Annotated in this window: 12 protein-coding genes; 2 read left to right on the forward strand and 10 right to left on the reverse strand. The window is 39.2% G+C overall.

The genetic code is table 11. The features are described 5' to 3' along the window. Positions 1-28: 28 nt before the first annotated feature. A complete protein-coding gene (gene metG, locus ACSZOX_RS15360) occupies positions 29-2,098 on the reverse strand; it encodes a methionine--tRNA ligase (protein ID WP_437920949.1) in 2,070 nt (689 codons plus the stop codon). Positions 2,099-2,201: 103 nt separating this feature from the next. Between metG and ACSZOX_RS15365 the strand changes: the two genes are divergently transcribed. Together ACSZOX_RS15365 and pckA are read left to right on the forward strand one after the other, a co-directional pair. Further along, positions 2,202-3,101 (forward strand): S66 peptidase family protein, encoded by a 900-nt coding sequence (locus ACSZOX_RS15365; protein ID WP_437920950.1) that lies wholly within the window; start codon positions 2,202-2,204, stop codon positions 3,099-3,101. 187 nt (positions 3,102-3,288) lie between these two features. Continuing rightward, complete coding sequence (pckA, locus tag ACSZOX_RS15370) at positions 3,289-4,908, forward strand: phosphoenolpyruvate carboxykinase (ATP) (RefSeq protein WP_437920951.1); 1,620 nt, start codon at positions 3,289-3,291, stop codon at positions 4,906-4,908. Positions 4,909-4,939: 31 nt separating this feature from the next. Here pckA and ACSZOX_RS15375 read toward each other — a convergent pair whose 3' ends face one another. The 9 genes from ACSZOX_RS15375 to ACSZOX_RS15415 all read right to left on the reverse strand — a co-directional run bounded on the left by ACSZOX_RS15375 (position 4,940) and on the right by ACSZOX_RS15415 (position 12,390). Next, a complete protein-coding gene (locus tag ACSZOX_RS15375) occupies positions 4,940-5,404 on the reverse strand; it encodes an ABC transporter ATPase (RefSeq protein ID WP_437920953.1) in 465 nt (154 codons plus the stop codon). Between the two features lie 8 nt (positions 5,405-5,412). Further along, positions 5,413-5,952, reverse strand: coding sequence for a DUF420 domain-containing protein (locus ACSZOX_RS15380; RefSeq protein WP_437920954.1), 540 nt, complete (start codon positions 5,950-5,952; stop codon positions 5,413-5,415). 1 nt (position 5,953) lies between these two features. Further along, a complete protein-coding gene (locus ACSZOX_RS15385) occupies positions 5,954-6,673 on the reverse strand; it encodes an SCO family protein (protein ID WP_437920955.1) in 720 nt (239 codons plus the stop codon). 19 nt (positions 6,674-6,692) lie between these two features. Continuing rightward, positions 6,693-7,073, reverse strand: coding sequence for a cytochrome C oxidase subunit IV family protein (locus ACSZOX_RS15390; protein ID WP_437920956.1), 381 nt, complete (start codon positions 7,071-7,073; stop codon positions 6,693-6,695). Between the two features lie 33 nt (positions 7,074-7,106). Next, positions 7,107-7,844, reverse strand: a complete 738-nt coding sequence (locus ACSZOX_RS15395; RefSeq protein WP_437920957.1) for a cytochrome c oxidase subunit 3 — start codon at positions 7,842-7,844, stop codon at positions 7,107-7,109. A 9-nt stretch (positions 7,845-7,853) separates the two neighbouring features. Next, complete coding sequence (locus ACSZOX_RS15400) at positions 7,854-8,438, reverse strand: cytochrome c oxidase subunit 3 (RefSeq protein ID WP_437920958.1); 585 nt, start codon at positions 8,436-8,438, stop codon at positions 7,854-7,856. Beyond that, positions 8,439-9,347, reverse strand: coding sequence for a heme o synthase (gene cyoE, locus ACSZOX_RS15405; protein ID WP_437920959.1), 909 nt, complete (start codon positions 9,345-9,347; stop codon positions 8,439-8,441). Positions 9,348-9,419: 72 nt separating this feature from the next. Next, positions 9,420-10,463: a COX15/CtaA family protein gene (locus tag ACSZOX_RS15410; RefSeq protein ID WP_437920960.1), complete on the reverse strand. Its 1,044-nt coding sequence runs from the start codon at positions 10,461-10,463 to the stop codon at positions 9,420-9,422. Between the two features lie 49 nt (positions 10,464-10,512). After that, on the reverse strand, positions 10,513-12,390 hold the full coding sequence (locus tag ACSZOX_RS15415) for a cytochrome c oxidase subunit I (RefSeq protein WP_437920962.1): 1,878 nt from the start codon (positions 12,388-12,390) through the stop codon (positions 10,513-10,515). Positions 12,391-12,409 lie beyond the last annotated feature (19 nt).

Here is a 12,409-nt window from a genome sequence, read left to right on the forward strand (position 1 = left end):
TTTTTTATTGATATAACGTTAACAGCATTTAGCGTATAGTACTTCCTGCTTTGATGTTCGAAATCGGATTGACAAAATCCAATCGTCCATCCGCATCTTCCGCCATAAGGATCATACCTTGAGAAGTAATTCCCTTAATTTCGCGAGGTTCTAAATTAACCAAAATTGAGACCTGTTTACCTACAATATCTTCGGGAGCAAAGTATTCCGCAATCCCTGAAACAACCGTACGTTGATCAATTCCTGTATCAATTTTCAGCTTGAGTAATTTCTTTGTCTTTGCCACTTTCTCAGCCTCCAAAATAGTACCCACACGAATGTCCATCTGTAGAAAATCATCGTAACTAATATTACTTTTTGCAGGGCTTGCCTGTGTATTCTGAAGTACATTTTTCGTCTTAGCAGCTTTAAGTTTCTGCAGCTGAAAATCGACCTGTTCGTCCGTAACCTTTTCAAATAACAATTGTGCTTCTCCCAATACCTGACCGTCAGCTACGATCGAAGTACTACCTGCACAGGCCCAATCCTGTGGCTCTAGCCCCAACATAGTAAAAAGTTTACCTGCAGTTTTTGGTAGAAATGGCTGCGCCAAAACTGCCAAATTAGCTACTATTTGTGTCGCAACATACAAAACAGTCTTTACGCGTTCTGGATCCTCTTTAAACAATTTCCAAGGCTCTTCATCTGCCAGATATTTGTTACCCAAACGAGCGGCATTCATAAAATGACTTAATGCCTCCCTAAATCTATACAATGAAATAGACTGCGTAATTTCCAAAGGATAAGATGCCAACTCGTTCAATACAGATTGATCCTGATCAGTTAAAGCAGTACCCAAAGCGACTTTCCCTTCAAAGTATTTATGAGAAAGCACCATGACGCGATTCACAAAATTCCCCAAAATCGCAACAAGCTCATTGTTTACGCGAGATTGGAAATCCTTCCAAGTAAACTCACTATCCGATGTTTCTGGTAAAATCGATGTCAATACATAACGTAATTCATCTTGCTTATCAACAAACTCTTCCAGATATTCGTGCAACCATACCGCATGATTTCTTGATGTAGACAGTTTTTCGCCCTCTAGATTCAAAAATTCATTCGCCGGGACATTTTCCGGAAGTATGTAATCTCCATGTGCATGAAGAATTGCTGGAAAAATTATGCAATGAAACACGATATTATCTTTGCCAATGAAGTGTATCAACGTAGAATCATCTTCCGGGTTTGCTTGTTTCTTCCAATAAGCCTCCCAGTCTTTACCGTGATCGATAGCCCATTGCTTTGTAGCAGAAATATAACCTATAGGAGCATCCAACCAAACGTATAGTTTCTTTCCTTTCGCTTCTTCCAAAGGAACATCAACTCCCCAATCTAAATCACGCGTCATCGAACGTGGCTGCAAGCCCGACTTTAGCCAAGATTGACATTGTCCAAATACATTCGATTTCAACACATTCTTTTTCCCCTCAATAAGCCATTTTTCCAACCAAGGTTGATACTTATCCAAAGGAAGATACCAATGTTTCGTTTCTTTTAAAACAGGAGTTTTACCACTTAACGTCGATTTAGGACTAATCAGATCTGTAGGATTAAGCGAAGTACCACATTTTTCACACTGATCTCCATAAGCCCCTTCATTGTGGCAATGCGGACAAGTTCCAACGATATAACGATCCGCTAAAAATTGGTGGAACTCTTCATCATAATATTGTTCAGAGAACTTTTCTATAAATTCTCCCTTTTCATACAGATTAAGAAAAAATTCCTGAGAAAGCTTGTGATGAATATCTTCTGATGTACGATGATAAATATCAAAATGAATTCCAAAATCCTCAAAACTCGATTTAATCTGCTGGTTGTATTTATCAATAATCTCACGAGGACTTACCCCTTCTTTTTTTGCTTTAATCGTAATCGCAGCCCCATGCTCATCCGAACCACACACAAAAACCACATCTTTGCCATTTAAACGCAGAAAGCGTGCAAAAATATCTCCCGGTATATAAGCACCCGCTAAATGTCCAATATGTAATGGACCATTAGCATAGGGTAAAGCCGAAGTAATTGTAAACTTGTTTTTTGCTAGAATACTCAACGTAGAAAGATTTTAAAATAATAACAACAAACTAAAAAAATAAACAAAAGATTTGTTTGTTTGACAAAGATAACTCAATTTGCGCTTAAAATAAGTGCGAAGGATGAAAATACCTGAATTTCTTAAAAAGGGAGACAAAGTGGCTATTGTATGCCCTGCTAGTTATATCAAAGGCAATATCGACACCGCCATAGAAATTCTTACGGAATGGGGCTTGCAGGTTGTCGTAGGGAAATCAGTCCACGCACAATTCCATCAATTTGCCGGTGAAGACAGCTTACGAGCGGAAGACCTACAAAAGGCATTAGACGCACCCGATATTAAGGCCATTTTTGCCGCCCGCGGAGGATACGGAACAGTCCGCATTATCGATGAAATTGATTTCAGCCTATTCGAAAAAAAACCGAAATGGATCATCGGATTTAGTGATATTACCGTACTACACAGCCACATTCATAATAATTTTCAAATTGCAAGCATACATGGACAGATGCCCAAATCCTTTGAAGATAGTTCCGCTGATGCCCTCACATCACTACGAAACACACTATTTGGCAAACCAATAGACTACACGTATAAACAGGATCGATTTCCCAACCGATCAGGATATGGAGAAGGCAATCTCATCGGCGGAAATCTAGCCATACTTCAGAGTATCCTCGCCTCACCCTCCGACGGCTCCTACGACGATAAAATTCTTTTCATAGAAGACGTTGGAGAAGCTCATTACAACTTGGATAGAATGCTATGGACTTTAAAAAGGGCACATAAATTCAACAAGCTACAAGGATTAATTGTCGGTGGCTTCACCGCCCTTCGCGATAGTGATCCAGCTTTCGGTCAGCGTTTTGAAGAAATTATCTTCGACAAAATCAGAGCGTTCGATTTTCCCGTCTGCTTCGATTTTCCCGCGGGTCATATCCAAAATAACCACAGCCTAGTCTTGGGTCGAAAGGTATCTCTTGAGGTTAAAAACAAAGAAACTACGCTAAAATATATTTAAATCAGACTAATATTCGATAATTTACACAAATAAAAAACACACAACAAAACAGCCCCCACTAAACCCTGTTGAAACGCTTCCTAAAAAAGGGCGTTAATGTTTTTTGCTCATTCCTTTACGTAAACTATCCAAGGTCTTTTTTACGCCCTTATTCTCCCTACCTTAGCCCCGTAAAACAAATTATGATATGGCTATGGAACTGGAATATCCTAATCCCTTAAACATCGCAGCCCCTCTAAGTAAGATGGCCAAACAGATCTACTTGAATCTTGATGCAGACAAATTGGTCGAACAAACGACATCGCGTGGGCAAGGACAACTTAGCGATGCTGGCGCACTATGCATTAAAACAGGAAAATTCACAGGCCGATCTCCTCAAGACCGATTCATCGTACAAGATGAATTCACCAGCAAACATGTAGACTGGGGAGATGTGAATATCCCTATTTCCGAACAAATTTTCGACAATTTACTCGAAAAGATGCGTTTGTTCATTGCCGACAAAGAAATATGGATGCGTCATTGTCGCGCAGGAGCTGATCCTTCCATTGCAATCGATATCACGGTTATCAATACAACGCCTTGGGCAAATCTTTTCTGTCACCATTTGTTTATTCGTCCTACAAAAGATGAGCTAAACAAACACGAACAAGGATGGGTCATTTTGCAGGCTCCCGAATTTCTAGCCGATCCTAGCGTCGATGGAACAAGACAAGAAAACTTCTCCATCATCAACTTTACGAAAAAGATGATTCTCATAGGAGGAACGGCCTACACGGGCGAAATGAAGAAAGCCATCTTTTCTGTCTTGAATTTAATACTGCCTTACAAACATGGGATTCTTCCCATGCATTGTTCTGCAAATGAAGGAATAGATGGAGATACGGCCCTATTCTTTGGGTTAAGCGGTACAGGAAAAACGACCTTATCTGCCGATAGTGATCGAAAATTAATTGGAGATGACGAACACGGTTGGTCGGATAATTTAATCTTCAACTTTGAGGGAGGATGCTACGCCAAGTGCATAGATTTAACCGAAGAAAAAGAGCCAGAAATCTTCGCCGCGATAAGGCGACCTGCATTATTGGAAAATGTATCTTTTTATCCCCTTAGCAACAGTGTCAACTATGCCGATGTCAGCCTAACAGAAAACACACGCGTAGCCTATCCCATCCATCATATCAATAATGCCAAAGAAAGATCTATTGGCAGAATCCCAAGTCATATTTTTTTCTTGACCTGTGATGCGTTCGGTATACTACCTCCTATTTCGAAACTGACAAATGCACAGGCAATGTACCATTATCTATCGGGATATACAGCAAAAGTAGCTGGTACAGAAATTGGTATCCGCGAACCGCAAACAACATTTTCTGCATGCTTTGGCAGGGTCTTTTTGCCGCTATCACCGACACATTACGCGGATATGCTAGGAGATAAACTTACACAAAACCCGGATACAAAAGTATGGCTTGTGAATACAGGTTGGACTGGCGGTGCTTATGGCATTGGGAAACGAATCAGTTTACAACACACAAGAACAATAGTCAAAGCAGCCCTAGCAGGTGCGCTAAACAACGTAGAATTTGAAGCAGATCCTATTTTTGGCATATTAATTCCTAAAAGCTGTCCGCAAGTTCCCAGTGAGATTCTATTTCCTAGAAATACATGGAGCAACAAAGAAGAATATGACAAACAAGCAAACAACTTAGCGACGTTATTTATCAATAACTTTAAACAGTACCAATCAAAAGCAAGCAGCGAAATTAAAAGTGCATCACCAAAACTAACAGCTATACTTGCATAAAAAAAACCTCCGATGTTATCGGAGGTTTTTTTTATAGAAATACCTTTGCATGCCAACTTTCCTTTAACGGAACTTCCCACCGTGCTTCAATCTCATCAGCTTGTGTGAGCATATTATTAAATACGATTGTATCCGCAGTTATATCACCAAGTTTCAACAATTGTTCGAAATCAGCGCGTGATACCACATGTATTTTATGATCCCGATCTGATAGATAGGCCAATTGCAAACGATCAAATAAGGAGACATCCAATTCTTGCTCGATTTTTTTCAATAAATGCACCGACTTATCAATAGAACAGCCCGTCACTGCAGCCTTTTCCTCATCAACTTCCAAGAAAATAAACAAGTTGTATTTTATAGCGTAAGTTCCCGCCAATTGATTTCCATGTGCAGTCCATTGCGCAACGAATTCCTCCAAAATCTGCTCGATAATACCGACTTCAGCTTCTGTAAACGTTCTATTGCTTTGATAAATCCAGACCCTTTTCATCATCTCGAAATTTAATGTGTGTAATAAGGGGAAATCATCAAATAAACGATAACACCTGTAACAGCAACATACATCCACATCGGATATGTGATACGCGCCAATTTTTTATGTCTTTCATAAGCACCTGCTATGCCGCGCACGAAAGTAAACAGAACAAAAGGAATAATAATAATAGACAATAAAATATGCGTTATTAAAATAAAAAAGTATACATATCGAATCACCCCCTCTCCTCCATACGGAGTTGAATCGGAAGTCATATGGTAAGCAACGTACATTACTAAAAATGCTACGGAACATCCCATACAAACCTTAACTAAATTTTCATGTAACTTTATATTTCCTTTCTTTATAGCAGCCACGGCCATAAACAACAACACAGCAGTTAGTCCATTAATTGCTGCATATATGGGTGGCAAAAAAGAAAGTGGTTGAACGTCATAACCTAGTTTTCTAAGGTTAACACCAAAAAGAATAGCAACTGCTACCGGAATCACGATCGACAAGGTGACAATCCACTTCTTGTATTTTTTTTCCTCTTCTGTCATCATCTTATTTCTTCTCTACTTTCATTGGTCGATTTCTGATCTCTTCGACCATTAGTAATTTAATTTCATCTTCTAAGCGATCTACCTCGTCTTTCTGACTAACATCATAGAAACCACGGATACGACGTTTCGAATCAAGAAGAACAAACTGACTTCCTATCAAAAACCGAGAAGAGTCTGCTGGATCAACCATCGCATCAATTAACAACGAATTTTTCGCATAGGCAAAAATATTCTCCGATGGATGCGAAACAATATGCCAATAGCTGCTTTTTTGTTTTTCATAGGGAGCAACAAAAGTAGCCAAATCCGTTTTCGTATCGTTGGGATCTACCGATATGGAATAAAACTGAATACGTGAATTCGACTGGAATCGCTGCGCTAGCAACTGTATCTGATCAAGCATCAAACGGGAGAACGACAAATCCTTCGTATAAAATAGATGAACCACACTCACCGAAGTGTCTGATTTTGGAAAAGAAAGTTTTCCGCTATCATAATCATCTACCTCCAACAAAGGAGCCATATGAAAGATTGTATCCGGATATTCCCTTCCCCAATTACGTTTCATCTCCCCACTAAGTTTCTTCTCGCCGAAGACAGGAAGCGAAACGTATTCGTTCGCTCCAAATCTATTAACAGCTATATATAAAAATCCCGGCAATAATAATATTAATGCCAGGATAATTACTTTCGATTTACTTCTTTGAGTACGGTTACTCATCAAGTTTTTCCCTCCTCACTTACTTCGCAGGAAAGACAGGATGTGATTGCAAATGATGCAATAAATAATCCCCCTCAACGAGCATAAGTACAATAAAGTAAGCAATAAATATAAATCCGATTGCGCAACATACAATGAAACCTGATCGCTCAAATTTCAAGTGCATAAAATACGCTACGATATAAAAGGCTTTTACCAATGTTAAAACGATATAAACCGCATTCAGCAACATGCCTTTTTCAACGATTCCCCAGTGGTGAACAAAACCTAACGCGATTAAAAACTCAAGTGCAGTTAACGCTAGAAGTATAAAAAATACCTTCCAAATACCTTTTTTATCCATTCCACCATGATCGCCATGATCATGTCCTGCTGCTATATTTTCGTGATGATGTGACATTTTCTCTTAAATTTAAAATGAGATAGTTAACAATTAGATTAGATAGAAGAATGTAAATACAAACACCCAAACTAAATCCACAAAGTGCCAATACAAACCTACTTTCTCAACCATAAGGTATGTGCCACGTTTTTCGAATGTATTATTCAATGTCATAAACAAAATAATGATATTCAAAATGATACCGACAGACACGTGGAAACCGTGGAAACCAGTAATGGTAAAAAACAAATTAGAAAATTGCAACGCTGCAGTATACGATATATCTTTTGTAAAATACGGCGCCAATGCTTGCGTAACAGCATCACCTTCTAGACCTGTGGCAGGATTTCTACCAAACCAAAAACCCTCATGGTGCAAATGTGTCCATTCAATAGCTTGACAGCCCACAAAACATAAACCACCCAAAATTGTCCATAGCATCCATTTAATCACTTCTTGTTTTTGATTACGATGTCCAGCATCCACAGCCAATACCATGGTCACCGAAGACATGATCAAAATAAAGGTCATAATACCAACAAACACCAATGGCTGCCCATGCTCAGCGATGCCAGGAATAGACTGAAAAATCTTATCAGCGTCAATCCAGGTAGGTTGTGCAAACTTCTGAGCGCCATAATAAATTAAGAACGCTGAAAATGTGAACGCATCCGATACCAAGAAAAACCACATCATGATCTTTCCATACTCCAAATTCCAAGGCGACTTACCACCACTCCAAGGGCCGTCTTTTACCTTATCTAATTGCGATACAGTTGTTGTACTCATTTTTTACGATTATTGATTCAAAAGTAAGAAAACATAAATATAAATCCATAGAAGATCGAGAAAATGCCAAAATATAATGGCTAAATTCATGCGGAATTGGTTATCTGCAAATGGAATCGGTTTAACCGCTCCAATAAAACAACGAACCAATACGATCAACCCCGCAATAATATGCGCTAAGTGCAGTCCAGTAAATACATAAATAAAGGACTGAGAAGCATTCGTATTAATAAAGTGAATACCGCGCTCCACAAATACCATCCAAGCTTCCACTTGCAGTACGAAAAACACGACTCCAAATACAATTGTAAGGACGAGAAATAGCTTCTGCTTTCCCAGCTGTTCGAGCTTTGCAGCACGATACGCCAGATGTAAAAGCACACTGCTCAAAATAATAACAATTGTACTATAAATAAATACATTTGGTAGACTCGTCTTGATTCCCTTATCAACCCCACTCGCCGTGTATACAATGAAGCCACTGGATAACGCCGCAAACATCATAAACATACCAATCATACCAAGCCAAAGATTAAACTTCTTCGCCTTTCTAGATTGGATCAATTCCTCCGTAGTATAATCTGTATTCTCCATCTATTTCAAAGGGATAAAATCAAACAAAAGCACTAACTGCGTTAATGGTAAATAAATAAACGATGTAAACATCACCTTCTTCGCGGTTACATCTGTCATATGAACAAGATGCTTATAACCATAAAACGAAAAAAGCAAGCCACCCAACAACGATACAGCTGTGAATACATATCCGCCAAACCCATAGTGTAACGGCAAAAAGCTCACAGGAATCATTAACAGCGCAGATATAAAAATCATCCAAGCAGACACTTTATCTTTACGCGTCGAGGGTAATAAACGGAAACCCGCATTCTTATAATCCTCGTCAGCAACCCATGCAATAGCCCAAAAATGAGGAAACTGCCAAAAGAACTGTATTAAAAACAGAACCCAAGGGGTTATGACAATAGCAGCCTCACTTACTGCCGCGTATTCAAAACCAAATCCCGCCGATTTAAAAGCTGCATAGTAACCAATCAATGGAGGTAAAGCTCCAGGAAAAGCGCCAACAAAAACAGCGATAGGCGATTTTTGTTTCAACGGTGTATACACAAATGCGTACAAGATGATCGAAAACACCGACAATAATCCAGCTAAGAAATTCAGTCGCACCAACAATAGCGTACCAAAAATCCCCATGAAGACACTCAACACCAAGGCTTGTCCCGTAGTCATACGACCAGCTGGTAACGGTCTATCTGCAGTGCGCTTCATCAACTTATCTAAATCGCGCTCAATGATCTCATTAAATCCGTTCGCGGAACCAGTCACAAAAAAACCACCAATTGTAAGAATCAACCAATTCAACCAAATAATATCGCCTTGTTGTGTTGCTCCTACCAAAAATGAAATAGACGCCGAAAATACAACCGTTAGCGTGAGCCTTAGCTTGACTAATTTATTAAAATCAGAAATGAACTCCTTCATGAATACTTAATTCTAATCCTCTGTGTGAACATCATTTTACAAACCTCACAAATCTCAGCAACTTTGTCCAAACTATCGTTTTAATTTTGTCATTAATAGCATCAAATAATATTGAGCTCCAAAAAAAAGACTAGCTACAACCAAATGGGTCGTTTGAGCAAACGCTGGAACGTCAAAGCGAGCTAGAATAATTCCGGACATCATTTGAATTCCCACAAGAATTAGTACTATCCAAGCGTATTTACTTTGTAATGTCAATGAACTAAACCTATTTCGAACTAAGAAGAACAACAAAACTGCTAATCCTAGCGATGTATAAGCCAATATTCGATGTACAAGATAAGGTTGTCCTAACTGCTCAACCCATGATGTACGTGATAAACCTTGATCATTTAAATGATCTATATTTTCACGAACCTCTGTACCAAAAACCACCTGTACTACGGTAAGCAATAAAGCTAACAACGATAATGCTTTTAATGGTCCAACTTTCTCCGTATACAAAATACCTTTATTTCGTAAAGTTGTTGCCAAATAAAACGTGAAAATAGCTATTGCGACAATTATCAACGCCAGCAACATATGTACCGTGATGATCCAAGGCATAAGGTTAGTAGAAACAACTATCGAACCCAGCCAAGCCTGCAAAATCACAACAAAAACATTAAGAACGCTCCAAACAACAATCGAAGGCTTGGTTTTACGATAAGAGAAAGAAAAAATTGCTGAGAATAAAAGACAGAAACCTGCAATAACGCCTACAAGACGATTAACATATTCAGTCCACGTTTTCGCAGCATTAAATTCCTCGTGAACCAATATCGATTCGTCATGACGAATTTTATCTGCAATTTCCGCGTATCCAAACAGGTCTACAACCTTTGCAAATCGTTGGTTCTTTTTAGCACGACCTTCGACATACTGCTGTTCATAGCCTTCCGGAAGCTGCGAAATATCGGTAGGTGGAATAACACGATTGAAACACTTTGGCCAATCGGGACAGCCCATACCAGATCCTGTACTCCGAACAATCCCCCCCGCTGCAATAACGAGAAATAAAACAATAATTGTTATTCTGTTTGTTCGAATGAATCGCTTCTCAGCACGCGGATACATAATCCTCTTTCTACTTAACGCTTATGATAAGAGAGAGGTAGGAATAAACCTACCCTTCTATTATTTCTCTATTATTTTGTTTATTCCATTCATTTTGAATGCGAATAGCTTCTTCATTCCCTTCAAAATCATGCGCCATATTTGAGCTCATCGTCTCAGAAAATGGAACATTCTGTGGAATAAAGTCCGTATCATGTCCTGGCTTACTGTAATCATAAGGCCAACGGTGTACCGTAGGAATTTCACCTGGCCAGTTACCATGAATATGCTCTACAGGTGTAGTCCACTCCAATGTATTGGCATTCCAAGGGTTCTGTGGAGCACGTTTTCCTCTCCAAATAGAAGCGAAGAAGTTCCACAAAAAGGCAACCTGTGCCAAACCAGCAATGATAGCAGCCCAAGTAATCAACATATTAACAGAAATCCACTTATCCATAAAAGGGAATGCTGTAAATGTATAATAACGACGAGGTACACCGTCAATACCCATAAAGTGCATTGGGAAGAATACCAAGTACGCTCCGATAAATGTCAACCAAAAGTGTAAATAACCCAACTTTGTATCCATCATACGTCCAAACATCTTTGGATACCAGTGGTAAACACCACATAACATACCGAAGATAGATGCCGAGCCCATTACCAAGTGAAAGTGAGCTACAACGAAATACGTATCATGAAGATTGATATCTAATGCCGCATTACCTAAATAAAGTCCTGTTAAACCTCCTGATACGAAAAACGAAACCATACCAATAGCAAACATCATAGCAGGCGTAAAACGAATATTACCTCTCCATAATGTAGCAATGTAGTTAAATGCTTTTACAGCAGATGGAACAGCAATGATCAATGTTGTAATCATAAATACCCCACCCAAGAAAGGATTCATCCCGGTTACAAACATATGGTGCCCCCATACGATGAAAGACAATACCGTGATACCAACTAAAGAGTAAACCATCGCATGGTATCCGAAAATCGGCTTACGTGAATTCGTTGAAATAACCTCAGATGTCAAACCTAAAGCCGGCATAACAACGATATACACCTCAGGGTGACCTAAGAACCAAAATAAGTGTTGGAATAAAATTGGCGAACCACCTTCATTCGGTAAAATCTGTCCTTGTACAACAAGATCAGAAAGGTAGAACGAAGTACCAACTGTACGATCAAAGAACAGAAGGACAACGGCTGATACCAATACAGGGAATGACAACAAACCTACAATAGCTGTCAAAAAGAAAGCCCATATAGTCAACGGCATTTTCCAAAGATCCATTCCCTTTGTACGCATGTTCAAAATTGTACTCACGTAATTTACACCACCCAATACCTGAGAAGCAATAAATAAGGTCATACTCACCAACCACAATGTCATTCCTAAACCTGATCCAGGGATAGCAGTAGGAACTGCAGAAAGTGGCGGATAAATTGTCCAACCGGCAGATGCAGGTCCGCTTTCAATAAAGAAAGAAGCAACCATGATCACGCATGCAATAAAAAAGAACCAGTACGACAACATGTTCATCAATGGAGATGCCATATCTCTAGCTCCTATTTGATAAGGGATCAAAAGATTACTAAATGTACCCGATAAGCCTGCCGTCAATACGAAGAAAACCATCATAGTACCATGAATGGTAACCAAGGATAGGAAAAACTCCGGCTTTATTCGACCTCCCTCAGCCCATTTTCCTAAGAAAACTTCTAAGATTGGAAAATCTGTTTCCGGCCAAGCTAATTGGATACGGAATAAGATAGACAATAACATGGCGAAAACTGCCATCACAATACCAGTGATTAAGAACTGCTTCGCAATCATCTTATGATCCTGACTAAATATATATTTAGTTAAGAATGTTTCATGATGATGATCGTGTGCATCATGATGCTCCGCGCCGTGCGATATAACTGTACTTGACATATTCGTTTAATAATTTCTT

This window comes from Sphingobacterium sp. LRF_L2, from assembly GCF_965644235.1.
Lineage (GTDB): Bacteria > Bacteroidota > Bacteroidia > Sphingobacteriales > Sphingobacteriaceae > Sphingobacterium.